Here is a 25,468-nt window from a genome sequence, read left to right as displayed (position 1 = left end):
TGCGATGCGCTAGATTAGCGCGTGTCGGCAAATTGCGGGAGCGCCCAATGCCTCTGAAACTCAAAGGATCTTGCCGGTGCGGCGCCGTCAGTTTCAGCGTCGACAGCCACACACCCGCGCCCTACCAGCTTTGCTATTGCTCCATCTGCCGCAAGCAGCAGGGCGGCGGCGGATTCGCGATCAATCTCGGCGCGTTAGCAGCTACGCTTGAGATCGAGGGGCAAGACCGTATCGGTGTCTATCGCGCTGAGATCGAGGACGACGAGCATCCGCATTGCGAGGCGTCGAGCGGCAAGCGCAACTACTGCCGCGACTGTGGCTCAGCCCTCTGGCTCTATGATCCGAACTGGCCGGACCTCATCCACCCGTTCGCTTCAGCTATTGACTCGGAGTTGCCGAAGCCGCCCTCGCACGTACATCTGATGCTGAAATACAAGGCGGCGTGGGTCGAGCCCGATATCCGCGACGGCGACGAGACCTTCGACCTTTACCCGAAGCTCTCGATCGCCGATTGGCACAGGAAGCATGGGATGTGGGTGGATTGACGGTCGGCCGTCAGGCGACGGCGCCCTGCCCGCGCGCTTCGGCCAGCGCCTTGAGGTCGGCCGGTTGAAGCTCGATCGATTCGCCGCAACCGCAGGCGGACGACTGGTTGGGATTGTTGAAGGTGAAGCCCGAACGCAGCTTGGTCGTCTCGAACCCCATCTCGGTGCCGAGCAGGAACAGCGCGGCCTCTGGCGCAACATAGACATGGGCCCCGTCGCGCTCGACATGGTCGTCCTTGGGGTTGGCCGCGGTGACGAGGTCGACCGTGTATTCCATGCCCGCGCAGCCACCCTTCTTGATGCCGACGCGAATACCGGCAGCACCCTCGCGCGCGGCGACGATGTTGCGGACGCGGGCGGCAGCCTCGTCGGTCAGTGTCAGAACTTGAAAACGTGCCATCAACTGCTCCATGCCGGCGGGTTCAAGGCCCGCGGAATGTCCTATGCCCCGAAGATGGGGAAGTTTGCCTCGCGGCGCAACCCGTCGCTAGTACCAGCCGACGGCCACCTGCGCCTCTTCCGACATCCGGTCCGGCGTCCACGGCGGATCGAACACCATCTTCACGTCGACGTCCGAGACGCCTTCGACCGTGCTGACGGCATTTTGCACCCAACCGGGCATCTCGCCGGCAACGGGGCAGCCAGGCGCGGTGAGTGTCATGTCGATCTTGACCGAACGGTCATCCTCGATGTCGATCTTGTAGATCAGGCCGAGTTCGTAGATGTCGGCCGGGATTTCCGGGTCGTACACCGTCTTCAGCGCCGAGACGATGTCGTCGGTCAGCCGCGCGATTTCCTCCGCGGGAATGGCGGAAACGCTCGCATTTTCAGTCGCAGCTACGTCGTCGGTCATGGCTTCACCCGAAGAAACTGCGCGCCTTTTCAAGCGCTTCGGCGAGAGTGTCGATCTCGGCCTTGGTATTATACATGGCGAATGAGGCACGGCATGTCGAGGTCACGCCGAACCGCTTCAAGAGCGGCTGGGCGCAGTGCGTGCCGGCACGCACGGCGACGCCAGCGCGGTCGATGACCATCGACACGTCATGGGCGTGGATGCCATGCAGTTCGAAGGAGACGATGGCGCCCTTGCCCGGCGCATTGCCGATGATGCGCATCGAGTTGATGCGGGAAAGGCGCTCATGCGCGTAGACCGCGAGTTCCGCCTCATGCGCGGCGATCGCCTCGCGGCCGATACCTTGCATGTATTCCAGCGCCGCGCCGAGCCCGATCGCCTGGACGATTGGCGGCGTGCCGGCCTCGAAGCGATGCGGCGGCTCGTTATAGGTGACGTTCTCCTCCGTCACCTCTTCGATCATCTCGCCGCCGCCCTGGAAGGGACGCATCTTTTCCAGCATTTCCTTGCGGCCATAGAGGATGCCGATGCCCGACGGACCGTAGACCTTGTGGCCGGTGAAGACGTACCAGTCGCAGCCCAGATCCTGCACGTCGACGACGGTGTGGACCGCGCCCTGGCTGCCATCGACCAGAACCGGAATGCCGCGCGCATGGGCGGTCCGCACGATCTCCTTGATCGGGGTGACGGTGCCGAGCACGTTGGACATATGCGTGACCGCGACGAGCTTGGTGCGGTCGGTCAGCCGCTTCTCGAATTCCTCGACGTGGAACTGGCCTTCGTCGTCGACGGGCACCCAGACGAGCTTCGCGCCCTGCCGCTCGCGGATGAAGTGCCACGGCACGATGTTGGAGTGATGCTCCATCACCGAAAGCACGATCTCGTCGCCCTCGCCTATATTCGGCATCCCGTAGCCGTACGCGACCGTATTGATCGCCTCGGTCGCCGACTTGGTGAAGACGATCTCGTCAATGCTGGAAGCATTGAGGAACCCGCGCACGGTCTCGCGCGCGGCCTCGTACGCGTCGGTGGCGGCGTTGGAGAGAAAATGTAGGCCGCGATGCACATTGGCGTATTCGGACGAATAGGCCTTGGTGATGCGGTCGATGACCGCCTGCGGCTTTTGCGCCGACGCGCCATTGTCGAGATAGACGAGCGGCTTGCCGTAGACCTCGCGCGACAGGATCGGGAAGTCGCGGCGAATGGCCTCGACGTCATATGGCTTCAGCGTTCCTGTCGGCGCGTTCATGGCTTACCCGTGATTCTCGAACCAGTTCTCGAGCCGCGCTTCCAGCGCGTCGACGATCGCTTCGTCGTCCAGTTCCTCGATGACCTCGCGCAGGAACGCCTTCACCAAGAGTCCGCGCGCCAGCTTCTCCTCGACGCCGCGCGCCATCAGGTAGAACAGGTGCGCATGGTCGATCTCGGTCACCGTGGCGCCATGGCCGCAGGCCACGTCGTCGGCGAAGATTTCGAGTTCCGGCTTGGTGGAAAACTCGCCTTCGTCGGAAAGCAGCAACGTGTTGCACGCCATCTTCGCGTCGGTCTTCTGCGCCAGCCGGTCAACGCGGATCTGGCCCTGGAACACGCCATGTGCCCGGTCGGTGATAACGTTGCGGATGATCTCGGTCGAAGTCGTGTGCGGGGCGGCATGGTCGAGCACCATGGTTACGTCGCAATGGACGTCGCCGCCGAGGAGGTTGACGCCGCGCAGGCGGAAATCCGAGCCCTCGCCGGCCGCCACCACATGCACTTCCTGCCGAACGAGCTTGCCACCCGTGTTCATCAGGAAAATCGTCACCTTGGCATTGGCGCCGATCCGCGCGCGGATCTGACCGAGATGGGTCGCAGTCTTCGGCTGGTCCTGGATGATCAGCCAGTTGATCTCGGCACCGTCGCCGATCTCGACATCCGTCACCGAGCTGACCAGCGCATCAGCCGTGCCGGTCTGCCGCTCGACGATGGTCGCCTTCGCGCCCTTACCGATGCGCGCGGCGAAGCGCGCATGCACCTGCCCGCCCGAATGGACGTTCTGCAGTTCGATCGGCGCCGCGATCTCGGCGCCCTCGGGGATCGTCAGGTCGAAGCCGTCCGAGACGAACGCGGCATTGATCGCGCCAACCGTGTCGTCCGCCTTCAGCGGCGCAAGATCGCCCGCGAGCGCGCCGCTCATCAGGCGGTCGGCGATCTTCTCGATTCGCACCCCGTCGATGCCGGCATGGTGCTGCGCGTTGCCGTCGACAACGGTCAGGACCGACGAACCATCGACCAGAGGCGCGATCGCGCTGGCATAGCCCGCTCCGCCATCGGCGGGAACGGACGCCAGAAGGCGGCGCAGATCGGTGTAGTGCCAGGCCTCGACGCGGCGCGTCGGCAGACCGGCCTTGAGGACAGCGGCGGCCTCGTCGCGCTTTGCCGCGACTTCCGGCGAGCCGGTCAGCGACGGACGGCGCGCGGCGAAGCCCTCGATCAGGGCCTCCTCGGCGCTCGTCAGCTTGGGTGCTGCGTGAACGTTCATGTCAGCCACCCCGCTCAGGCCGCTTCGCCGATGATGCCGGCATAGCCGTCGCGCTCCAGTTCGAGCGCGAGCGACTTGTCGCCCGACTTCACGACCTGGCCGCGCGAAAGCACGTGGACCGAATCCGGCACGATATAGTCGAGCAGGCGCTGGTAGTGGGTGATCACGACGAAGGCGCGGTCCGGCGAGCGCAGCGAGTTGACGCCGTCGGCGACGATCTTGAGCGCATCGATGTCGAGGCCGGAATCCGTCTCGTCGAGCACGCACAGCTTCGGCTCCAGGAGCTTCATCTGCAGGATTTCCGCGCGCTTTTTCTCGCCGCCGGAAAAGCCGACATTGAGCGGGCGCTTCAGCATCGCCATGTCGATGTTGAGACCGCCGGCGTTTTCCTTCACGCGCTTGATGAATTCCGGGATCTTGAGCTCGTCCTCGCCGCGCGCCTTGCGTTGCGAATTCATCGCCACCTTGAGGAATTCCATCGTCGCGACGCCCGGGATTTCCATCGGATACTGGAAGGCGAGGAAGATGCCCGACGCGGCGCGCTCAGCCGGGTCCATCTCGAGGATGGATTCGCCATTGTAGAGAATGTCGCCCTCGGTCACCTCATAGTCCTCGCGGCCGGCGAGAATGTAGGAGAGCGTCGACTTGCCCGAGCCGTTCGGGCCCATGATGGCGGCGACTTCACCCTTCTGGACGGTGAGGTTCAGGCCCCGGATGATCTCGGTGCCGTCTTCGGCGATGCGGGCGTGCAGGTTCTTGATTTCAAGCATGTTCGAATTCCTGAATGTCGTCTGGGGACGGCGGCGTCAGCCGACCGAGCCTTCGAGAGAGATACCGATGAGCTTCTGCGCTTCGACCGCGAATTCCATCGGCAGTTCCTGGATCACGTCCTTGACGAAGCCGTTGACGATGAGCGCGATGGCTTCCTCTTCGGGAATGCCGCGCTGCATGACGTAGAAGAGCTGGTCCTCGGAGATCTTCGACGTCGTCGCTTCGTGCTCGAACTGGGCCGTCGCGTTCTTGGCCTCGATGTAAGGCACGGTGTGCGCGCCGCAGTCATTGCCGATCAAAAGCGAATCGCACTGCGTGAAGTTGCGCGCGTTGGTCGCCTTGCGATGCGCCGAGACCTGGCCGCGATAGGTGTTGTTCGAGTGCCCGGCCGAAATGCCCTTGGAGATGATGCGGCTCGACGTGTTCTTGCCGAGATGGATCATCTTGGTGCCCGAGTCGATCTGCTGGTAGCCGTTCGACACGGCGATCGAATAGAACTCGCCGCGGCTGTCGTCGCCGCGCAGGATGCAGGACGGATACTTCCAGGTGATCGCCGAGCCGGTCTCGACCTGCGTCCACGAAATCTTGGAGCGGTCGCCACGGCAGTCGCCGCGCTTGGTGACGAAATTGTAGATGCCGCCCTTGCCGTCCTTGTCGCCCGGATACCAGTTCTGGACCGTCGAATACTTGATCTCGGCATCATCGAGCGCGATCAGCTCGACGACGGCCGCGTGAAGCTGGTTTTCGTCGCGCTGCGGCGCCGTGCAGCCTTCGAGATAGGACACATAGGCGCCCTCCTCGCAGATGATCAGCGTGCGCTCGAACTGGCCCGTGTTCTTCTCGTTGATGCGGAAATATGTCGACAGTTCCATCGGGCAGCGGACGCCCTTCGGCACGTAGACAAACGATCCGTCCGTGAAGACTGCGGCGTTGAGCGTCGCGTAGAAATTGTCCGTCGTCGGAACCACGGAACCGAGATATTTCTGCACGAGTTCCGGATGCTCGCGCACCGCCTCGGAAATCGAACAGAAGATCACGCCGGCAGCGGCCAGTTCCTTCTTGAAGGTCGTGACGACCGAGATGGAATCGAAAACGGCGTCGACCGCGACGCGGCCCGACTTGTAGACGTTGTCGTTGGCCGCATCGTCCTCGCCCTCGTCCTTCTGGACGCCGGCAAGGATTTCCTGCTCGCGCAGCGGGATGCCGAGCTTCTCATAGACGCGCAGGAGTTCGGGATCGACCTCGTCGAGCGATTTCGGCCCGGTCTGGTTCTTCGGCGCGGCGTAATAGTGAATGTCCTGGAAGTCGATCTTCGGATAGTCGACGCGCGCCCAGGTCGGCTCTTCCATGGTGAGCCAGCGGCGATAGGCGTTCAGGCGCCAGTCGAGCATCCACTGAGGCTCGTCCTTCTTGGCCGAGATCATGCGGATGGTTTCTTCGCTCAACCCCTTGGGGGCGACGTCCATCTCGATGTCGGACTCAAAGCCGTATTTATACTGGTCCACGTCGATCTTGCGGACCTGATCGATGGTCTCCTGCACAGCAGGCATGAGCGCTCTCCATCCAGGCCGGGGTCAAGGCCCGGCAGTTGTCGATTTCGCATCCGCAGCAAACGCCGTCAGGATGCGCGTTACATAGGGAGGATTGCCGGCAAATGCACCCCTGCGGCGCGCCGATATCCTCTAAATTCCGTGGCCGTCAGGCGGCCGCTTGCCTGCGGCTCATAAACCGATCGAGCGCCTCTGCGAAAGCGGCAATCTCGTCTTCACCCGTCGAATGTCCGATCGACACGCGAATGCCGCTGACGTCCTCGCCGAGGCCCATGGCCTTGAGCACGCGGCTGGCGCCGACCTTGCCCGACGAGCATGCCGAACCCGACGACACGGCGATGCCGGCAAGATCGAAGGCGATCTGCGCGGTTTCGGCCTTTACGCCCGGAATGCCGAAGAACACCGTATTGGGCAGGCGTTCCGCCTTCTCGCCGAAGATAACCGCCTCGGGTACGCGTGCGCGGATCGCCGCTTCAATGTGTCCGCGCTTTTCGCGCAGCACATCCGCCTCGGCAAACACGGCAAGCGCGTTGCGCGCCGCGGCGCCGAAACCGGCGAGCGCCGCATAATTCTCCGTTCCTGCGCGATGCCCGCGCTCCTGCCCGCCACCGGTAGCGATCGGCGCCGGCATCAGGACGTCGCTGTTGCCGACCAGCGCGCCTGCGCCCTTCGGCCCACCGATCTTGTGCGCAGCTAGGATCAGGAAATCGGCGCAAAGCGCTGCGATATCGAGGGAAACGCGTCCTCCTGCCTGCACCGCGTCGAGCACGAGCACGCCACCGGCCTCATGCACGATTGCGGCGATCTCCGCCGCGGGCTGGATCACGCCCGTCTCGTTATTCGCCAGATGCACCGCGACGAGCGGCAGCCCTTCCGAGCGGTCATGTGCCTCCAGCGCTTTCTTCAGCGCATCGAGCTCGAGCACGCCGTCACCGTCCACCGGCAGTTCGCAGACGTCATCCTTGGCAAAACGACCGCCGCCGACGACGATCGAGTGATCGGTGGTCGACGTGTAGAGCCTCGAATAGGTGAGCGGCGAACGGCCCATCCGCCAATCGGGCGTCAGCGCCAGCGCCACGGCCTCGCTCGCGCCCGAGGTGAATACGACGTGGTCCGGCTTCGCGTTGCACAACGCGGCGACGTCGCGCCTTGCCTCTTCCACCAGCCGCTTGGCCTGCCTGCCTTCGGCATGGACGGACGACGGATTGGCTGTCAGGTCCAGTGCAGCGACCATCGCCGCCCGCGCTTCGGGCAGAAGCGGCGCGCTGGCATTCCAGTCCAGATAGAAGCGGCGTCCGGTCATTGCGGCGGTGTCAAATCCAATTCGAGGCCCTGGCGGCGAACGGCGTTATTTCCTTGAATTCGCAAGGCGAGCCGTCCTATCTACCCGCTTTGCGAAAAGCGGCGAAGCCCGCCACTTTTGAATTGTTCTAAACTAGTTTCTATGGAGACGCCCGCCCCGCGTCAAGTCCGAACGGCCTGACATCGGGTCCAGTGGCATCGCCGGCGGTTCAACTGGAGTATCCCATGCCCGAGGTCATCTTCGCCGGTCCGGCCGGACGCCTTGAAGGTCGTTATCAGCCTTCCAAGGAAAAGAACGCGCCCATCGCGATCGTCCTGCATCCCCATCCGCAGTTCGGCGGCACGATGAACAACAAGATCGTGTACGACCTCTTCTACATGTTCCAGAAGCGCGATTTCACCGTCCTGCGCTTCAATTTCCGCAGCATCGGCCGCAGCCAGGGCGAATTCGACCATGGCGCGGGCGAACTGTCCGATGCCGCCGCGGCGCTCGACTGGGTGCAGTCGCTGCATCCCGATTCCAAGAGTTGCTGGGTTGCCGGCTATTCGTTCGGCGCCTGGATCGGCATGCAGCTCCTGATGCGCCGTCCGGAAATCGAGGGCTTCATCTCGATCGCGCCGCAGCCGAACATCTACGATTTCTCGTTCCTCGCGCCCTGCCCCTCCTCTGGCCTCATCATCCATGGCGATGCCGACCGCGTTGCCCCGCCTAAGGACGTACAGACGCTGGTCGACAAGCTGCACACCCAAAAGGGCATCACGATCACGCAGAAGACCCTGCCCGGCGCGAACCACTTCTTCGCCAGCCACGGAGAGACGCTGATCGAGGAATGTTCGGACTATCTGGACCGTCGCCTTGCCGGTGAGCTGGCCGACCCCAAACCGAAACGCCTCCGCTGACCTGACGCTACGTCAACGACCCTCGACTCCTGTACGGACTCATGGCAGCTTTCGGTTGTCGTCAGGCATTCGAGGGGATCGCCATGCACAAGTTCGAAATCTACAAGGACAAGAAGGGCGAAACGCGCTTTCGCTTTCGCGCCGGCAATGGCGAATTGATGTTCTCTTCGGAGGGCTACAAATCGAAGGCTTCGGCGGTCAAGGCCGTCGAGTCGATCAAAAAGAATGCACCCGAGGCGGCCGTCGATGACATGACTGCCGCCGCCAAACCGGAAGCAGCCAAACCGGCAAAGGCGGCTGCCAAACCGGCCGCCAAGAAGGCGGCGCCGAAAAAGGTCATGGCCAAGGCCTGAAGCTTCAACCCGGCCGCGCGATCACTCCACCCGTCACCGGCGCGCGGCACCCGGTCGTCGTCGGCCATGTCAGCGGCATGCCGCGCATGGAACGGACCGCGAGATAGGCCCAGGCTTCCGCTTCCATTGCATCACCGTCGAGACCGACATCCTCGGCGAGCAGAACTCTCGCGCCATGCACCTCCGCGCCTTTGCTGAGGTCGGCCGCGATATGCGGGTTCTTGCGCCCGCCGCCGCAGACGATCCAGCTTTTCGGCGCCGCCGGCATGTGCTCGGCGGCTTTCAAGATGGCCTCGGCCGACACGGCTGCCAGCGTTCGCGCGCCGTCGGCAAGCTCGAGTCCTGCGGCAAGTTCCAGCGTGAAGTCGTTGCGATCGAGCGATTTCGGTCCCGAGCGCGCGAAGAACGGATTGTCGAGATATCGCTCCACGACGCCGGCGACCACGCCGCCCTCGCTGGCGATCATGCCGTTCTGGTCGAATGGCACGCCGCCTTCGCGCGACACCCACTGATCGATCAGCGCATTGCCCGGTCCGCTGTCGAAAGCGACCGGCGGACCGTCTGCGGCAACGAAGGTGATATTTGAAATGCCGCCGATATTGACGAAGCAGACCGGCAGGTCGACCGCGGGAAGTTTGGCTCCGAGAGCCCCATGATAGGCCGGCACGAGCGGAGCCCCCTGCCCGCCCGCGACCATGTCGGCCGCGCGCATGTCGAACACGACCGGCGTATTCGTCTCGCGCGCCAGTAACGCGCCGTCGCCGATCTGCACCGTCAGCGCTCGTTCGGGGCGGTGGAGCACGGTCTGGCCGTGAAAGCCGATCAGGTCGACCGCACCGTGTGCATCGACGAAAGCCGCAACCGCGCGCGCATGGCGAAGCGTCAGTTCGCGTTCGAGTTCAGCAAGATCGCCGGGACGCTCCGCGCGACTGGAAATTTCCTTCGCAACCTCCAGCGCCGCTTCGATCCGCCGGCGAAACGCGGCATCGTAGGCAACGAACATTGATGGCCCGCGCGTCACCGCGCTTTCGCCGTCGGTCGTGACGACCGCTAGATCGATTCCGTCCATCGACGTGCCGCTCATCAGCCCGAGCGCGCGCATTGCAGTCATGTCGGCGTCCATTCTTGTGATTCCGCATCGCAAAATGCTAAAGCGGCGCGGGTCCGATTGCCATTGGTGACCGGCCGTTTCGTTGCAACCAGAAAGAAAAGACCATGTCCGCCTTCAAGTCCGATTTCCTGCGCACCTTGTCCGAGCGCGGCTTCATCCACCAGATTTCGGATGAAACCGGCCTCGACGATCTGTTCGCCAAGGAAACCGTGACGGCGTATATCGGCTTTGATCCGACGGCGCCGAGCCTCCACGCCGGCGGCCTGATCCAGATCATGATGCTCTACTGGCTGCAGAAAACCGGCCACCGCCCGATCACCCTAATGGGCGGCGGAACCGGCATGGTCGGCGACCCGTCCTTCAAGGACGAGGCGCGCAAGCTGATGACGCTGGAGACGATCGCGAAGAACAGCGCATCGATCAAGCGCGTCTTCTCGAAATACCTGACCTTCGGCGACGGCCCGAAAGACGCCATCATGGCGGACAATGGCGACTGGCTGCGCAAGCTCAACTATCTCGAATTCCTGCGCGATGTCGGCGCGCATTTCTCGGTCAACCGCATGCTCTCCTTCGACAGCGTGAAGCTGCGGCTGGACCGGCAGCAGTCGCTGTCCTTCCTCGAGTTCAACTACATGGTTCTGCAGGCCTACGATTTCGTCGAGTTGAACAAGCGCTATGGCTGCCGGCTGCAGATCGGCGGCTCGGACCAGTGGGGCAACATCGTCAACGGCATCGATCTCGGCCACCGCATGGGCACGCCGCAGCTTTACGCGCTGACGACGCCGCTCTTGACCACCTCTTCGGGCGCCAAAATGGGCAAGTCGCTCAACGGCGCGATCTGGCTCAATCCGGAGATGCTCTCGGCCTATGATTTCTGGCAGTATTGGCGCAACACCGAGGACGCCGACGTCGAGCGCTTCCTGAAGCTCTACACGACGCTGCCGATGGACGAGATCGCGCGGCTGGGCGCGCTTGGCGGCACGGAGATCAATGAGGCCAAGAAGGTGCTTGCGACCGAGATCACGGCCATGCTGCACGGTCGCGAAGCGGCGGAAGCCGCCGCAGAGACCGCGCGCAAGACCTTCGAGGAAGGCGCGCTCGCCGAAAGCCTGCCGACGATCGAGCTGCCGTCCGCCGAACTCGAAGCCGGCATCGGTGTCCTCCAGCTCTTTGTGAAGGCCGGCCTTGCCGGCTCCAACGGCGAAGCGCGTCGCCACGTCCAGGGCGGAGCGGTTCGCCTCAACGACTCGCCCGTCAGCGATGACCGTCAGGTGATCGGGACCGGCGACGTGACGGCGGACGGCATTATCAAGCTCTCGCTCGGCAAGAAGAAGCACATCCTCGTCCGGCCGGTCTGATCGGACTATTCGGAGAACTCGAATACCGAGCGAAAAATACCCGGCGCGATCGCGGAGAGCGGATTGATCTGCAACTGCGGCGCGTCGGTCGGCCCGGCCAGCTTGAAGGTAATGCCGATAAGCCCGCGGTCACGGCCATTGCCGAGAATCTGGCCGATCAGCGGGATTTCGGCGAAGAGCCGGTTGATCCCATAGGCCGGCATGAAGGTGCCCGTCATCGACATGTTGCCGCTGCCGTCATAGACGGTGCCCTGGAAGGTCGAGCCGATATCGGGCCCGCGAATGACGCCGTTCTCCAGCGCCAGATAACCCTTGCCCTGGCTGATGCCCGAAAAGGCGCGGTCGAAGAAGACGCGCTGGACGTCGAGCCTGCCTTTCACGACATCGTTGAGCGAACGCCCCCGCGTGTCCGACGGCGTCGAGACGAGCGAGGCGAGACGCGGCTCGTCCACCAGCCAGAAATCGCGCGCGCCAACGCGGCCGACCAGCGACCCGCCCTCCGCGCCGCGCAGTTCGACATTGAGCCGCCCACCCTCCATCCGACCGTAGAGATCGAGAAAACGCAGCACCGCACCGGCATCACCGGTTTCGGCGCGCAAATAACGCCCGCCCTGCCCGATGCCGTGATTGACCTCCAGCTTGGCGCCCGATCCGGTGGTTGCGGTGGCGGAAAGGTTTTCGATGGTGGCGCCCGTCCCCGCATAGGCAATCACGACGCCGCGAAGCGTCTCGTTGCCGAAACCGGTGACGTTGGCCACGTTGAGATCGAGGCGGATCGGCACCGGGTCGCCACCGCCGCCGCTCGCAGCCTCGCTGGTCGCTCGCAACGCCTTGATCAGCGAGCGCGCATCGAGCGTTTCCCCTTTGACCGTGATCCCATAGCCGCGTCCGCGCCGGGCGATGTCGACGCTGAACGCATCGCCGCGATTGAGCCGCACCTGCGGGAAGCTCGCCTTGGTCAGACCCGCTTCGTCGAGCGACACCTCCCCGCCCACAGCGAAGCTTTCGCCCTTGATGCCGAAGCCGTGCAGGAAGGTCTGGCCGCCGTTCCGCTCCATCTGGAAGGCAGTCGTCGCCGCGATGCCCGCCCCCTTCGACCAACCGATCCACGGCAGGCTCAACACCGAACCGGAAAGGTCCGCGGTAACGGACTGCCGCTCGGCGCTCGAAAGGTCGATGCCGACTTCGGCATTGCCTGACAGCAGCATGGAAAGGGCCGGCAGAAGCTGGTCGCGCGCCGCATCGTCGAGCTTCAGATCGACCTTGCGCGACCGCTCGACGGTCTCGTTGAACGGCTCCGTCATGGCGATCGTCGCCGGAACGCCATTCAGCTTCGCATCCGCATCGATCTGCGCATGGCTCGGGCGCACGCGCACCGTGCCATAGGCCTCGCTCACCGTCTGGCCCTGGAAAGGCTGCGCCAGTGCGACGTCGGCAATGTCGAGCTCGACGTCGAACCCGACCGGGATCTCGCGTCCATCCTCGTTGAGCGGAAACTGCGCCTGCACCCGGCCCGCAACGTGACCGGAAACATCCGCCGGAGCGAAGTCGAGGTGCCGGCCGGCATCGATCGGCTTCAGAGAGGCGAATTCCAGCGCCGCGTCGGCATCGGCATCGATGTCGACGACGAGATTTCCGACCAGCGGCTTGCCGCGCGTGATGTCCATGGAAAAGGCGGCATCCTTGCCGGCCACCCATTTGCCACTGGCAAGCTGCGCGCGGATGGATGTCACGGCCACGTCGAGCCTGTCGCCACGGAAGCGCAGATTGCCGACGCTGTCCTGCAGCCGCGGCAGGTCGCCGCCAACTCTGACCGACGCGCCGGAAATCGCGAATGTGCCCGAAACCTCATCGGTGAACGGAATGCCGTTGCCGAACTGGCCAGGCTCCGTATCAAGCCGGATCGTTCCCGTCTGGATCGTTCCGCCCTCGACATTGGCGGCAGCCCAGCGGCGCGCGCCCGGCGCGGCGAAAATCGGCCATACGGCCTTGGCATCGTCCACGCCAACGGTGCGCGCGTCGAGCGCAAGCTTCACGCCGGGGCTCTTGCCGGGCACGAAATCGATGCGTGCGCGTCCGGCGACCCGGCCATCACCGCTGCGCAGGTCGATGTCGTCCAGATCGAGGACTCGGTTCAAGGGGTCGAACGTTCCGGCGATACGCGTTTCGACCTGCGCCTCGTCGTCGCTTTCGGGTATCGCCAGCCGCGCGTTTCCGGAGACGAGTTCGAACCGATAGCGCGCCGCTTCCCCATCCGCGCGCGGCTTGGGCCCCACCGCGCCGTTGAAGGACCAGTTCGTGTCCTGCGATACGAGACTCAGGCTGTCGATCTCGATCTTGTCGGCCCCGGTGACGGAATAGGCCTTGAGCGCCCCGGACATGGTCACGGTGTCGCGGCCGATATCGATGGCCGCATTGTCGAAGCTCGCGTCGATGTCGAGCCGGTCCGCCGTCGACGAGAGGCTCTGCGCGCCGGACAGGCTGACCGTCAAACCGCCGACCCGATGCGCCAGGCCGATCCGATCTGTGCCCTCGGCAACCGGCGCGAAGCCGAGGTCGAGGTCGAGCATCGCGATCCGTGTCCGCTCGTCGTCGCGGAGCACCCGGCCTTCGAAGATGATGGTGCGGTCGGCGATCTCCGCCGTCCCCGACATTTCGAGCGCGCCCTCGGCAGTCCGCTCGAGTTGCGCGTCCGCGATGCGAACCGAGGTGCCTCTTGCACTGTCGAGCACGATGGTGACGTTGCGCAGTTTGAGGTCGCGTGCCGCGTTGCTCTCGACGAGGTCGAAGACGCGATGGATCGCCGCGAAGATTGCAGGCGTGACGAGGTCGGGATCGAGAAGCCCATCGGAATTGCGCAATCCCGCCAGCGGTCCCGGCCCGCCCCGGTCGGGCAACTGGTCGGCTACGAGCCGCGCGTCGCTCAGCCTGGCATTGGCGAGTTGCAGGCGGCCTTCGAGCAGCGGCAGAAAGCGGATGCCGAAACGCAAAAGGCCGACATCGACGAAACTGTCGCCGGTCTCCGCGCCGGAAAGGCCCGCGCCCGCGATCTCCAGCGCCAGGAACCGGTCCGCGTCGATCCGCAACCGCACCGACCCGATCGTCGCGACGACGTCGCCGCCGGCAAGGTCGGTCAGCACCGCCTGAGCTTCCTGGCGCAGCCGATCGCCGCCGAAACCGGCCATGACCGCACCGGCGACAAGTGTGACGAGGAGAAGAAAAATGCCCAGCCCGAGCGCCGCGCCCCTCAGGAGGCGGGCAGGAAACGAACGACGGCGACCGGGCCGACGACGCGGCTTTGCACCGCGCAGGAGTGCACGAGCATTCGCAGGCGTCTCTGGCCGATCGGGCTGGTCGGTCAAGCGGCGTTCCGTCGATAATGCGGTGTCGTGGACGAATCGAGTTCGAAGACTATAACCACCGCTTTCCGCTCCCGTAACCGCAAAATGGAGGTCAAATCATGTCTGAACCCGCCACCGGCGACATGGCGCCGGATTTCACTCTGCCCGGCGATGGTGGATCGACGATTTCGCTGTCCGCGCTCAAGGGCAGACCGGTGGTCCTCTTCTTCTATCCGAAGGACGACACCAGCGGCTGCACGGCCGAAGCCGTCGATTTCACGCGCCTCAAGAGCGAGTTCGATGCGGTCGGAGCCGCACTGATCGGAATGTCTCCCGACAGCGCCCGCAAGCACGACAAGTTCAAGGCGAAGCACGAACTTTCCGTCGCTCTGGCGGCCGACGAAGACAAGACGACCCTCGAAGCCTATGGCGTCTGGGCCGAAAAGAGCATGTATGGCCGCAAATATATGGGCGTCGACCGTTCGACCTTCCTCATCGACCGCGAGGGGCGGATCGCCCGCGTCTGGCGCAAGGTCAAGGTTCCCGGCCATGCACAGGAGGTTCTGGAAGCGACGAAAGCTCTTTGATCTGCAGGAACATTTTCGCCTTTGCTGAATTATCGCCACAACACCTCGCGACGAATGGAGACGGCAATGTTCAAGGGTTTGCTTCTGTGGCTGATCGGTATCCCGATCCCGATCATCATCCTCCTGCTTCTGATCTTCTGATCGACCAGTTTGACTGATCCGACTGCGATCCGGCTCCGCTTCAGCGGGGCCGTTTTCGTTTCGGGGCGGGCGTGAACCAGCCATTAACCCTAATGAGGCGTAATGCTCCGATATCCAGCCCTGCAGTCTTGGAGACCGGACAGTGCCGAAATCTTCTGGCAATCGCCGCGAGCCGCATACGATCATCATCGCCCGCGGCGATCGCATCCGCCACTTCACGGTGCGGCCCTGGATCGTCGGCCTTCTCGGCTCGACGCTCGGCGTCATGGCGATCAGCTATCTCCTGGCGACATCCTATCTGGTACTGCGCGACGATCTGGTCGGCGCCACCGCCGCCCGCCAGGCGCGCATGCAGCAGGCCTATGAAGACCGCATTTCGATCCTGCGCACGCAAGTCGACCGCATCACCAGCCGGCAGCTTCTGGACCAGCAGCTCGTACAGGGCAAGGTCGCCGAACTCCTCGCACGCCAGAGCCAGATCACGCAGCGCCACGGCCAGATCAGCCCGATCATCGAGCGCGCGATGGGTTCGGCGGACGCCCTCCCCGAGACGGCTCCGGTCCCGCAGGCGCGTCCCGTTCTGCGGGCAACCCTGACGCCCGGCAAGACGGCGTCGATCTTCGCGAAACTGACCGGCGAGCCGGACAGCGCCGAGGCGCCCGAAAAACTCGGCAACGCCTTCTGGTCGTCCTCCGACGAGCCGGAACAGGCCGCCCCCTCGATCGCGCCGATCGTCGTCGAGGAAGAGGGCGGCAAGGAAAAGGCGGACCTCTTCGATTCCCTCGGCGCCTCGCTCGCCGCCATCGAGACCGAACAGCTCAGAAGCATCGAGACGCTGACCTCCGAAACCTTCGAGACCGCGGACACGATCCGCGAAGCGCTCGTTCAGGCCGGTCTGCCGGTCGATGCCGATTTCGGCGCCGACGATCAGGACATCGGCGGACCGCTGGTCGCCGTCGACGAGGATGCACTTTTCGAGGAGCGCGTGCGCGGATTGGAAGAGGCACTCGGTCAGCTCGAAACGCTGAAGGCGTCGGCGCGCGAATACCCGATCTTCAATCCGGCGCCCGGACAGGCGGTGTCGAGCTCCTTCGGCGTGCGTCGCGATCCGTTCCTGCGCCGTCCGGCCATGCATGCCGGCATCGATTTCCGCGCCAAGTCGGGCACGCCGGTCCAGTCGACCGGCGCCGGCAAGGTCATTCGCGCCGGCTGGGCCGGCGGCTATGGCCGGCTGATCGAGATCGATCACGGCAATGGCTGGTCGACGCGCTACGCGCATCTGAGCCGCATCGACGTCAAGGTCGGCGAAAAGCTCGCCACGGGCGATGCCATCGGCGCCGTCGGCAGCACCGGCCGCTCGACCGGCCCGCACCTTCACTACGAAATCCGCCGCCACGGCAAGGCGACCGACCCGCTTCGCTTCCTCAAGGCCGGCAACGAGATCGCCGACCTGCTTTGATACGAAAAAGGCCGGGAATTTCCCGGCCTTTTTGTTTCATGGATGTGGTGAGATTCGGGTCTGAGCGCGCCGAAAATGACGGATTTCGAGAACCGGAGCGGAGTGGACATTTGGTCCATGAGCACCGGAAGCGCAGGAAGCCGTCATTTGCAGGCCGCTCAGGCCCGAATATCGACGCAGCCTAGTCGATGTCAGCGATCGCTTCGCCGGCCGATCCTTCGATCTTGTGCGAAAGCGCCGCCTCCATGAAGTCGTCGAGGTCGCCGTCCAGAACGTCCTGCGGCGACGTGCTTTCGACTCCGGTCCGCAGGTCCTTCACGAGCTGATAGGGCTGCAGGACGTAGGAGCGGATCTGGTGGCCCCAGCCGATCTCCGTCTTCGAGGCCTCGGTGGCGTTGGCCGCCTCCTCGCGCTTCTTCAGTTCCGCTTCGTAGAGACGCGCGCGCAGCATGTCCCACGCCTTCGCGCGGTTCTTGTGCTGCGAACGCTCCTGCTGACACGCAACGACGATGCCGGTCGCGATATGGGTGATGCGCACGGCCGAATCCGTCGTGTTGACGTGCTGGCCGCCCGCGCCCGATGCGCGATAGGTGTCGATGCGGACATCCGATTCCGAAACGTCGATCTCGATCGAATCGTCGATCACCGGATAGACCCAGACGCTGGCGAAGGAGGTGTGCCGGCGCGCGTTGGAATCATAGGGCGAGATGCGCACGAGACGGTGCACGCCCGATTCGGTCTTCAGCCAGCCATAGGCCTTTTCGCCCTTGATCAGGATCGTCGCGGATTTGATGCCCGCTTCTTCGCCATTGTGAAGTTCGAGCACTTCGACCTTCATGCCACGACGCTCGGCCCAACGCGTGTACATGCGCAGGAGCATCGACGCCCAGTCCTGGCTCTCGGTGCCGCCGGCGCCCGAATGCACTTCGAGATAGGTGTCGTTGCCGTCCGCTTCGCCCGACAGGAGCGTGTCGACCTGGCGCGCGGCCACCTCGCCGCGCATCGAGCGGATCGCGGCTTCGGCGTCCTGGATGATGGCCTGGTCGCCCTCTTCCTCGCCAAGCTCGATCAGGCCGATATTGTCGTCGAGCGACTGCGTCAGGCCCTTGATCGCGGTGATGGCGTCCTCGAGCGACTGGCGCTCGCGCATCATCTTCTGCGCCTCCTGCGGATCGTTCCACAGGTCGGGATCTTCGGCACGGTTGTTCAGGTAATCAAGTCGCTTTACGGCCTGATCCCAGTCAAAGATGCCTCCTCAGCAGGGTTATGCCCTGCTTGATTTCGTCGATGAGATTTTCGGTCTCGGCGCGCATGGTGGCTCGCCTTTCATTCACGTGTGGGTTGGAAATCGGCGCGGACCATAGGGATGGCCCGCCGCCCTGTAAAGGCGGCGCGCAGACTCTTCAAAGGTCGTCAGTAGAGGCCGCCGCCCGATCCGGAAATCAGCGCTTCGCTGGCCTGCGGCGAGATTTCGCGCGCACGCTCGGCCGTCGCGCCGTCCATGCCGATGACCCAATAGCTGTCGGCGGGACCGGTGCCGGGCTTGAAGGCTTCCATGATGACGCCGCCCTCACCCTGATTGGCACGCATGCCCGTCTGGCGGTTGATCGCGATCTGCTGCATGCCTTCGGGCACGCGGAATGCCACCGGCGTCTTGTCCTTCAGGACCTCGGCCATGAACTCCTTGTAGATCGGAGCGGCAAGTCCGCCGCCGGTCGCGCCGTTGCCCAGCGTGCGCGGCTGGTCGTAGCCGACATAAAGGCCGACGACGAGGTCCGGCGTGTAACCGACGAACCAGGCATCGCGCGAATCGTTCGTCGTGCCCGTCTTGCCTGCGATCGGATGGCCGAGTTCGGCGAGCGTCGTGGCCGTCCCGCGCTGGACGACGCCTTCCATCATCGAGGTGATCTGGTAGGCGGTCATCGGATCGAGAACCTGGTCGCGCTCGTCGATCAGCTCCGGCTCTGCCTGCTCTTCCCACGAAGCCGCATTGCAGCCATGGCACACGCGCTGGTCGTGCTTGAAGACGGTCTTGCCGTAGCGGTCCTGGATGCGGTCCACCAGCGAAGGCTGGATGTAGCGACCGCCATTGGCCATGACAGCATAGGCCGAAACCATGCGCATGACCGTCGTCTCGCCCGAACCGAGCGACATGGCCAGCACCGGCAGCATCTTGTCGTAGACTCCGAAGCGCTCGGCATATTCGGCGACGATGTCCATGCCCATGTCGTTGGCGAGGCGAACGGTCATCAGGTTGCGCGAACGCTCGATGCCCATGCGAAGCGTCGACGGTCCGGCGAAGTCGCCGCCATAGTTCTTCGGCTCCCAGACGTCGTTGCCGACGCGGATCGTGATCGGCGCATCGTCGACGACGGATGCGGGCGTGTAGCCATTGTCTAGGGCTGCCGCGTAGAGGATCGGCTTGAAGGACGAGCCGGGCTGGCGCATGGCCTGCGTCGCGCGGTTGAATTCGGACTGCGCATAGGAGAAGCCGCCGACCATCGCCAGCACGCGGCCGGTATGCGGGTCCATCGCGACCATGCCGCCCGAAACCTCGGGAACCTGGCGCAGAAGATAGCCGCCGTCGGCCTTCTCCTCGACATAGACGACGTCGCCGGGTTGAAGGACTTCGCCGATCGACGACGCGCGCACGCGCTGTCCGTCGACCGTGTGGCGCAGAGCCCATTCCATATCCGCGACGGCAAGCGTCGCCGTCTCGCGATCCTCGACGAGTTCGCCCGAGGCCTGGCGGCGCGGCTGAAGCCCGACCGAGACGGAACCGTCAGCCGCCTCGAGAACCACCGCCGGGCGCCATTCGGGAACGTCCGCAAGTGCCGAAACTTCGCTGACCGCCACGCCCCAGTCGTCGCCGAGTTCGACCTCGGCGACCGGGCCGCGGAAGCCCCGCAGTGTGTCGTAGCGGATCATGCCGTTCTGCAACGCCTTGCGCGCCTGCAACTGCATGTCCGGGTCGAGCGTCGTGCGAACCGACAGCCCGCCCTCATAAAGCGCGTTCTCGCCGTAGCGGGCGATCATCTCGCGCCGTACTTCCTCGGTGAAATACTCACCGGCTTCCATATAGGTGCCGCCGCGGCGCGGGCTGACGCCAAGCGGCTCCGCCTTCGCCTGCGCAGCTTCCTCTGACTCGACGAACCCGTTCGCCACCATCTGGTCGATGACCCAGTTGCGGCGTTCGATCGCGCGCTCGGTATGGCGATAGGGATGATAATTGGTCGGGCCGCGGGGCAATGCGGCCAGATAGGCCATTTCCGAGATCGTCAGTTCGTTGACGGACTTGTCGAAATAAGTCAGCGCCGCCCCGGCGATGCCGTACGAGCCCAGCCCGAAGAAAATCTCGTTGAGGTAGAGTTCGAGGATGCGATCCTTGGAATAGGCCTGCTCGATCCGGAACGACAGGATCATCTCGCGGATCTTGCGATCATAGGTCTGGCTCGAATCGAGCAGGAAGTTCTTGGCGACCTGCTGCGTGATCGTCGATGCACCGACCGGACGCCTGCCCGAGCCGATGTTCTGGACGTTCGTCGCCACGGCGCGGAACAGGCTCAGAATATCGATGCCCGGATGCTGGTAGAAATTCTTGTCTTCGGCCGAGAGAAACGCGGCCTTCACGCGGTCGGGAATGGCCTGGACCGGGAGGTAGAGCCGCCGCTCGCGCGCGAATTCGGCCATCAGCGCGCCGTCGGACGCGTGGACGCGGGTCGTCACCGGCGGCTCGTAGCGCGCCAGCACTTCGTAATCCGGCAGATCCTTGGAGATCGTGCCGATGTAGAACGCCACGCCGGCGGCAACCACCAGCGCAAGCATCACACCGATGCCGAAGAAATACCCGATGAGACGAATCATGCCCGCTCCAGTCTGTCGTTCGAAGAGGCGGCGCAGCAGGATCGGTGCCTGCCCGTCGGCCGCTTCGCATCGCATCGTACCTGTCGTGCGCTTGTGGGCAAATTGCGGCGCTTTGCAAGTGCTCGTTGCTTTGGAGGATTAATTGACCGCCTGTTGCCGTCAAGCCACGATCGCGCGAGTGCTCACTCGGCGGCGCCGAGCTTGGCGTCGGCGAACAGGCCGATCGCCGCAACGATGCCGGCCGACGCCTGCGCCCGCCATTCGACGTCGCGCAACTGCTCCTCGTCGCGCGCATTCGAAAGATAGCCGAGTTCCACCAGAACCGACGGCACGTCCGGCGCCTTGAGGACTTGGAAGCCCGCGAAGCGGTGCGGGTTCTTGATCATGCCGATCTCATCCGACAACTGCCCGACGAGCGCCTTTGCGAAGCGAAGCGAAAATCCGTCCGTCTCGCGGCGGACGAGGTCGGCCAGGATGTCCGACACCTCGTCGCCCGCATCCTGCGCGGCATAGCCGGCGATCTGGTCGGCAAGGTTCTCGCGGACGGCCTTGGCAGCCGATTCGGCGTCGGAGGGCGAATCGGACACGGTGTAGACGGTCGCCCCGCGCACGTCGCGATGACGGATCGCATCGGCATGGATGGAGATGAAAAGGTCCGCCTCGTGCCGGCGCGCGATCTTCACGCGCTCGTCGAGCCGCAGGAACCGATCGCGGTCACGCGTCAGATGAACCTCGTAGCGGCCGGTATCCTCCAGCGCCTTTTTCAGTTCCAGCCCGAAGGCGAGCGTGATCGTCTTCTCATAAATGCCGCTGACGCCCTTGGCGCCGCTGTCCGCACCGCCATGTCCCGGGTCGACCACCACCGTGAAGCGCCGTTCCACTGGTAGTCCGGCACCTTCCGTGCCCGCAGTCGTGGCGATCTGCTCTGCCAGCGCCGCCTCGAACTGGCGATCCGAACCCGCGACGAGATCGATGACGACCCGATGCCCGGCCGCGTCCTCGTTCTTCATGATCTCGACATTCTCGACGATGAAGGCCCCCTCGCCTGTCAGAACGAGCCGCGACCTGCCATCGCCTGCGGGCCCGAAGGCGATGTCGCTCACCAGGCCGCGTGGTTTCACCGGCTCGTCTTCATGCCGGTACTCGACGTCGGCGAATTCGAGGACCAGCCGATGCGGCGCGCGCACCAGGAACCAGCGCATGTCCGGGCTTGCCGAGACGTCGATGACGATGCGCGCCCGGGATGCGTCGCCGACGACGCGCAGCCCCTCGACGCGAAGCGGATCGGCGGCCTGCGCGTGCAGAGCCGAGAGCATCACGAACAAGGCGGTCACGACCGCCAGCAAAAGGCTGCCGGATCGGTGTGTTTCGGCTCTGGAGTGCTCTTGCGGCATCATTTCGCCCGTCCTGCTTCGACGCGGTCGCTTGGCGACAGGGATGCCTTGAGTGGTAGCCCGACGTGGTTAACCAATCCTTTTTCCCGCCGCCCGAACTGCATTAGCGTGGGCGGAAATAAGTTTCGGAAATCAGGGTTGCCTTGGAAGCCGTCAAATCATAAAAGCATGGCAGGACATTTGCGATGTCCGCAGAAGGTTGCGCAGACGCGCAAGCGGCGGAGTTATTCCTTCCTCTCCTGATGCGGTGCATCTGTCCGAACAGAATTCTTCGGCATGTCGGCTCAACCCCGTGCCGTTTGGAAAACGGCTGGGATGATCCCGTGCCGGCTCGTTACCCGAGCAAATCGCAGCTGGTCCGGCGACCGCCGGGCCTTGGTTCAGAAAGGATCCGCAGGCTGTAGCATGGCTTCCGACACAATCAGGCTCTCGACCGCATTTGACCGCGCCTTAACGGCAGCGGGCGGCCAGCCTCTCGTGTCGCGCCAGCGGCCCCGGCTCCCCCTTTTATCCGGCATGCCATTCCCGCCTCCGCGGCGCGGCGCTAACACGACCTCCCCTCGGGCGGTGCGTGCCGGGGAGACTTTGCAACATGCCCAACAAAATGCTTATCGATGCCTCCCACCAGGAGGAGACGCGGGTCGTCGTCGTTCGCGGCAACCGCATTGAAGAGTTCGATTTCGAATCCCAGGACAAGAAGCAGCTCAAAGGCAATATTTATCTGGCGCGCGTAACGCGCGTCGAGCCTTCGTTGCAGGCGGCGTTCGTCGAATATGGCGGCAACCGCCACGGCTTCCTCGCCTTCTCCGAAATCCACCCCGACTATTACCAGATCCCGGTCGCCGACCGGCAGGCGCTTTTGCGCGCCGAAGCCGAAGCCGCCGCTCACTCGGATGAGGACGAAGAGGACGAGGACGGCAACGGCCGTAATCGCCGCCGTCGCCGTTCGGGCAAGAGCCGCGATCGTGCCGGGCAGAAGACCTCCGGCGAGGCGCAGGACGGCGACGAGGACACCGCCGCGCAGGACGAGGCGTCCGGCGAAGACGAGGCCGGCCACGCGATGGCCGAAAGCGTCGCTGCCGATGTGGTCTCCGAAGATGCGCCCGCCGCGGAAAGCGATGAGGACGATCACCGCCCGGCCCGCCACGGCGACGACGGCAATGGCGATGACGAACAGATCGAATCGGTGGGCGCCGAAGACGCGATCGAGGAAGCGGCAGCGCGCCGCCGTCCCGTCCGCAAGCACTACAAGATCCAGGAAGTCATCAAGCGCCGGCAGATCCTGCTCGTCCAGGTCGTCAAGGAAGAGCGCGGCAACAAGGGCGCGGCGCTCACCACCTACCTGTCGCTCGCCGGCCGCTATTCGGTGCTGATGCCGAACACCGCCCGTGGCGGCGGCATCTCGCGCAAGATCACCAACGCCGCCGACCGCAAGCGCCTTAAGTCCGTCGTCGAGGATCTGAACGTGCCGGACGGCATGGGCGTCATCCTGCGCACCGCCGGCGAGAGCCGCACCAAGGCCGAGATCAAGCGCGACTACGAATATCTGATGCGCATGTGGGAAAACGTGCGCGGCCTGACGCTGCAGTCGACCGCCCCCGCCCTCGTCTACGAGGAAGGCTCGCTCATCAAGCGCTCGATCCGCGACCTCTACAACAAGGACATCGACCAGATCATGGTCGCGGGCGAGGAAGGTTACCGCGAGGCCAAGGACTTCATGCGCATGCTGATGCCCAGCCATGCCAAGATGGTCCAGCCCTACCGCGATTCCGTGCCGATCTTCGCGCGCAACGGCATCGAGGCGCAGCTCGACAAGATGGTCCAGCCGCAGGTGACGCTGAAGTCCGGCGGCTATGTCATCATCAACCAGACCGAGGCGCTGGTCGCGATCGACGTCAATTCGGGCCGTTCGACCCGTGAGCACTCTATCGAGGACACCGCGCTCCAGACAAACTTGGAAGCGGCCGAGGAAGTCGCGCGGCAATTGCGCCTGCGCGATCTTGCCGGCCTGATCGTCATCGACTTCATCGACATGGAAGAGAACCGGAACAACCGGGCCGTCGAGAAGAGGCTCAAGGATTGCCTCAAGAACGACCGCGCGCGCATCCAGGTCGGCCGCATCTCGCATTTCGGCCTTCTGGAAATGTCGCGCCAGCGCATTCGCGCCTCGGTGCTCGATTCCACCATGCAGCCCTGCCCGCATTGCGGCGGCACCGGCCATGTGCGCTCCGAATCGTCGGTCGCGCTTCTCGTTGTCCGCGCGATCGAGGAATATCTCCTCAAGGATTCGCGCTGCCACATCACGGTGCGCACGCCGGCCTCGACCGCGCTCTACGTGCTCAACCACAAGCGCGCCACGCTCGCCGATCTCGAACGCCGCTTCGACCTGACGATCACGATCGAGGCGGACGAGGAAGTCGGCTCGCAGCATTATGTCATCGCACGCGGCGCCCAGATCGAGCGCCCCGAAGGCTACAAGGCCCCGACCCTGCCGGCCGCAGCACCAACGGTGGACGACGAGGCGGAAGCTGCCAAGGACGAAGCGGCGGCCGCAGCAGCCGCTGCCCTTGCCGACGAGGACGACGAAATCGAGGACGGCGAGATCGTAGCTAAGCCGCAGCCCGCGGCAGCACGCGAAACCGCACATGCCACGTCGGACGAAGACGGCAATCGCGACCGCAAGAAGCGTCGCCGCCGGCGCCGTCGCGGGCGTGACCGCGAGACGAACGGCGAAGCAGGCCATGTCGAAGCGGCAGCAGCCGACCTCGGGGACGAAGAGGCCGCAGACGCGACGGCAGCAGCCGGCGACCCTGCGCAGGACGACGACAGCGAGGCGAACCGCAAGAAGCGACGTCGCGGCAAGCGCGGCGGACGCCGCAATCGCCGCGAGGACGGTGAGGTCGCCGCCGATGCGACGCCGGCCGAGGCAGGCGAAGCCGATGCTTCGGACGATGTCGACAGCGAGGCGATGACGGCAGTCGAAGCCGCCGAGCCTGTTGCCGACGCGGTCGCTCCGGAGGAAACGGAAGCGGCGGAAGAAGCACCGAAGCCGAAAAAGGCCCGCGCCCCGCGCAAGAGCCGCGCCAAGGCCGCGACGGAAGAGACCGTTTCCGAAACGGCCGCGACCGAGACGGCAGCCGCCGCGCTCGACGCCGACGAGAAGCCCGCGCCGAAGAAGCGCGCGCCGCGCCGCAAGAAGGTCGTCGAGGAAGTCGCTGCCGACCAGGACGTCGCCACGGCCGAAATCGCAGCCGAAGCTGCCGAGCCGGTGGCGGCACCCGAGCCGGTCAAGCCAGCCGCGCCGGTTGCCCCCGTCGTCCAGTCGCTGACGCCTCAGAGCGAAGCGGAGACGACCGAAGACAAGCCGCGCCGGCAAGGCTGGTGGCAGCGAAAAGGGTTCTTCTAGGACCGAATCAAAAAG

18 protein-coding genes and 1 pseudogene are annotated in these 25,468 nt (G+C 64.5%); 7 read left to right on the top strand and 12 right to left on the bottom strand.

The features are described from left to right. Positions 1-47 precede the first annotated feature (47 nt). Positions 48-545, top strand: coding sequence for a GFA family protein (locus ALII_RS0100560; protein ID WP_024585397.1), 498 nt, complete (start codon positions 48-50; stop codon positions 543-545). Between the two features lie 10 nt (positions 546-555). Here ALII_RS0100560 and sufA read toward each other — a convergent pair whose 3' ends face one another. The 7 genes from sufA to ALII_RS0100525 all read right to left on the bottom strand — a co-directional run bounded on the left by sufA (position 556) and on the right by ALII_RS0100525 (position 7,540). Then, positions 556-945, bottom strand: a complete 390-nt coding sequence (sufA, locus tag ALII_RS0100555) for a Fe-S cluster assembly scaffold SufA (RefSeq protein WP_024585396.1) — start codon at positions 943-945, stop codon at positions 556-558. Between the two features lie 87 nt (positions 946-1,032). Continuing rightward, entirely contained in the window at positions 1,033-1,398 is a 366-nt protein-coding gene (locus tag ALII_RS0100550; protein ID WP_024585395.1) for an SUF system Fe-S cluster assembly protein, read from the bottom strand. 4 nt (positions 1,399-1,402) lie between these two features. Then, the gene (locus tag ALII_RS0100545) at positions 1,403-2,647 is read right to left on the bottom strand and encodes a cysteine desulfurase (protein ID WP_024585394.1); all 1,245 of its coding nucleotides are present in this window, start codon (positions 2,645-2,647) and stop codon (positions 1,403-1,405) included. A 3-nt stretch (positions 2,648-2,650) separates the two neighbouring features. After that, complete coding sequence (sufD, locus tag ALII_RS0100540) at positions 2,651-3,916, bottom strand: Fe-S cluster assembly protein SufD (protein ID WP_024585393.1); 1,266 nt, start codon at positions 3,914-3,916, stop codon at positions 2,651-2,653. A gap of 14 nt (positions 3,917-3,930) precedes the next feature. Next, positions 3,931-4,686: a Fe-S cluster assembly ATPase SufC gene (gene sufC, locus ALII_RS0100535; protein WP_024585392.1), complete on the bottom strand. Its 756-nt coding sequence runs from the start codon at positions 4,684-4,686 to the stop codon at positions 3,931-3,933. Positions 4,687-4,722: 36 nt separating this feature from the next. Further along, entirely contained in the window at positions 4,723-6,237 is a 1,515-nt protein-coding gene (sufB, locus tag ALII_RS0100530) for a Fe-S cluster assembly protein SufB (protein ID WP_024585391.1), read from the bottom strand. Positions 6,238-6,385: 148 nt separating this feature from the next. After that, positions 6,386-7,540, bottom strand: a complete 1,155-nt coding sequence (locus ALII_RS0100525) for a cysteine desulfurase family protein (RefSeq protein ID WP_024585390.1) — start codon at positions 7,538-7,540, stop codon at positions 6,386-6,388. Between the two features lie 224 nt (positions 7,541-7,764). Between ALII_RS0100525 and ALII_RS0100520 the strand changes: the two genes are divergently transcribed. Further along, positions 7,765-8,439: an alpha/beta hydrolase gene (locus tag ALII_RS0100520; RefSeq protein WP_024585389.1), complete on the top strand. Its 675-nt coding sequence runs from the start codon at positions 7,765-7,767 to the stop codon at positions 8,437-8,439. Positions 8,440-8,522: 83 nt separating this feature from the next. Further along, positions 8,523-8,696, top strand: a pseudogene (locus tag ALII_RS23015) (YegP family protein); the annotation flags it as partial. Between the two features lie 100 nt (positions 8,697-8,796). On the opposite strand, the gene ALII_RS0100510 reads toward ALII_RS23015, so the two are convergent. Further along, complete coding sequence (locus tag ALII_RS0100510; RefSeq protein WP_024585387.1) at positions 8,797-9,903, bottom strand: anhydro-N-acetylmuramic acid kinase; 1,107 nt, start codon at positions 9,901-9,903, stop codon at positions 8,797-8,799. A gap of 104 nt (positions 9,904-10,007) precedes the next feature. Here ALII_RS0100510 and tyrS point away from each other — a divergent pair, with 104 nt between their 5' ends. Then, positions 10,008-11,261: a tyrosine--tRNA ligase gene (gene tyrS / locus ALII_RS0100505; RefSeq protein ID WP_024585386.1), complete on the top strand. Its 1,254-nt coding sequence runs from the start codon at positions 10,008-10,010 to the stop codon at positions 11,259-11,261. Between the two features lie 5 nt (positions 11,262-11,266). On the opposite strand, the gene ALII_RS0100500 is transcribed toward tyrS, so the two are convergent. Then, a complete protein-coding gene (locus ALII_RS0100500) occupies positions 11,267-14,623 on the bottom strand; it encodes a DUF3971 domain-containing protein (RefSeq protein ID WP_024585385.1) in 3,357 nt (1,118 codons plus the stop codon). Between the two features lie 98 nt (positions 14,624-14,721). Here ALII_RS0100500 and ALII_RS0100495 point away from each other — a divergent pair, with 98 nt between their 5' ends. Both ALII_RS0100495 and ALII_RS0100485 read left to right on the top strand, forming a co-directional pair. Continuing rightward, a complete protein-coding gene (locus ALII_RS0100495) occupies positions 14,722-15,189 on the top strand; it encodes a peroxiredoxin (protein ID WP_024585384.1) in 468 nt (155 codons plus the stop codon). A 283-nt stretch (positions 15,190-15,472) separates the two neighbouring features. Beyond that, the gene (locus ALII_RS0100485; RefSeq protein WP_024585383.1) at positions 15,473-16,789 is read left to right on the top strand and encodes a M23 family metallopeptidase; all 1,317 of its coding nucleotides are present in this window, start codon (positions 15,473-15,475) and stop codon (positions 16,787-16,789) included. Positions 16,790-16,970: 181 nt separating this feature from the next. Here ALII_RS0100485 and prfB read toward each other — a convergent pair. The 3 genes from prfB to ALII_RS0100465 form a co-directional block, all read right to left on the bottom strand. Continuing rightward, positions 16,971-18,102 (bottom strand): peptide chain release factor 2 gene (gene prfB, locus ALII_RS0100480; RefSeq protein ID WP_152529492.1). Its coding sequence is split into 2 segments (ribosomal slippage): positions 16,971-18,035 and positions 18,037-18,102, totalling 1,131 coding nucleotides; the frame shifts between segments, so codons are not numbered across the junction. A 100-nt stretch (positions 18,103-18,202) separates the two neighbouring features. Beyond that, positions 18,203-20,653: a penicillin-binding protein 1A gene (locus ALII_RS0100470; RefSeq protein ID WP_024585381.1), complete on the bottom strand. Its 2,451-nt coding sequence runs from the start codon at positions 20,651-20,653 to the stop codon at positions 18,203-18,205. Positions 20,654-20,835: 182 nt separating this feature from the next. Beyond that, entirely contained in the window at positions 20,836-22,050 is a 1,215-nt protein-coding gene (locus tag ALII_RS0100465) for an N-acetylmuramoyl-L-alanine amidase (protein ID WP_029660053.1), read from the bottom strand. Between the two features lie 589 nt (positions 22,051-22,639). On the opposite strand from ALII_RS0100465, the gene ALII_RS0100460 reads away from it, so the two are divergent. Continuing rightward, positions 22,640-25,453: a ribonuclease E/G gene (locus tag ALII_RS0100460; RefSeq protein ID WP_024585379.1), complete on the top strand. Its 2,814-nt coding sequence runs from the start codon at positions 22,640-22,642 to the stop codon at positions 25,451-25,453. Positions 25,454-25,468 lie beyond the last annotated feature (15 nt).

The organism is Aliihoeflea sp. 2WW (assembly GCF_000497755.1).
Lineage (GTDB): Bacteria > Pseudomonadota > Alphaproteobacteria > Rhizobiales > Rhizobiaceae > Aliihoeflea.
This window is presented reverse-complemented; position numbering and strand designations above follow the sequence as displayed.

Coding starts and splice junctions, on each gene's coding strand:
- ALII_RS0100510 (WP_024585387.1), bottom strand. CDS start 9,903: ATGACTGCAATGCGCGCGCTCGGGCTGATGAGCGGCACGTCGATGGAC.
- sufA (WP_024585396.1), bottom strand. CDS start 945: ATGGCACGTTTTCAAGTTCTGACACTGACCGACGAGGCTGCCGCCCGC.
- ALII_RS0100560 (WP_024585397.1), top strand. CDS start 48: ATGCCTCTGAAACTCAAAGGATCTTGCCGGTGCGGCGCCGTCAGTTTC.
- ALII_RS0100470 (WP_024585381.1), bottom strand. CDS start 20,653: ATGATTCGTCTCATCGGGTATTTCTTCGGCATCGGTGTGATGCTTGCG.
- ALII_RS0100465 (WP_029660053.1), bottom strand. CDS start 22,050: ATGATGCCGCAAGAGCACTCCAGAGCCGAAACACACCGATCCGGCAGC.
- sufD (WP_024585393.1), bottom strand. CDS start 3,916: ATGAACGTTCACGCAGCACCCAAGCTGACGAGCGCCGAGGAGGCCCTG.
- ALII_RS0100550 (WP_024585395.1), bottom strand. CDS start 1,398: ATGACCGACGACGTAGCTGCGACTGAAAATGCGAGCGTTTCCGCCATT.
- sufB (WP_024585391.1), bottom strand. CDS start 6,237: ATGCCTGCTGTGCAGGAGACCATCGATCAGGTCCGCAAGATCGACGTG.
- ALII_RS0100545 (WP_024585394.1), bottom strand. CDS start 2,647: ATGAACGCGCCGACAGGAACGCTGAAGCCATATGACGTCGAGGCCATT.
- tyrS (WP_024585386.1), top strand. CDS start 10,008: ATGTCCGCCTTCAAGTCCGATTTCCTGCGCACCTTGTCCGAGCGCGGC.
- ALII_RS0100495 (WP_024585384.1), top strand. CDS start 14,722: ATGTCTGAACCCGCCACCGGCGACATGGCGCCGGATTTCACTCTGCCC.
- ALII_RS0100525 (WP_024585390.1), bottom strand. CDS start 7,540: ATGACCGGACGCCGCTTCTATCTGGACTGGAATGCCAGCGCGCCGCTT.
- ALII_RS0100460 (WP_024585379.1), top strand. CDS start 22,640: ATGCCCAACAAAATGCTTATCGATGCCTCCCACCAGGAGGAGACGCGG.
- sufC (WP_024585392.1), bottom strand. CDS start 4,686: ATGCTTGAAATCAAGAACCTGCACGCCCGCATCGCCGAAGACGGCACC.
- ALII_RS0100520 (WP_024585389.1), top strand. CDS start 7,765: ATGCCCGAGGTCATCTTCGCCGGTCCGGCCGGACGCCTTGAAGGTCGT.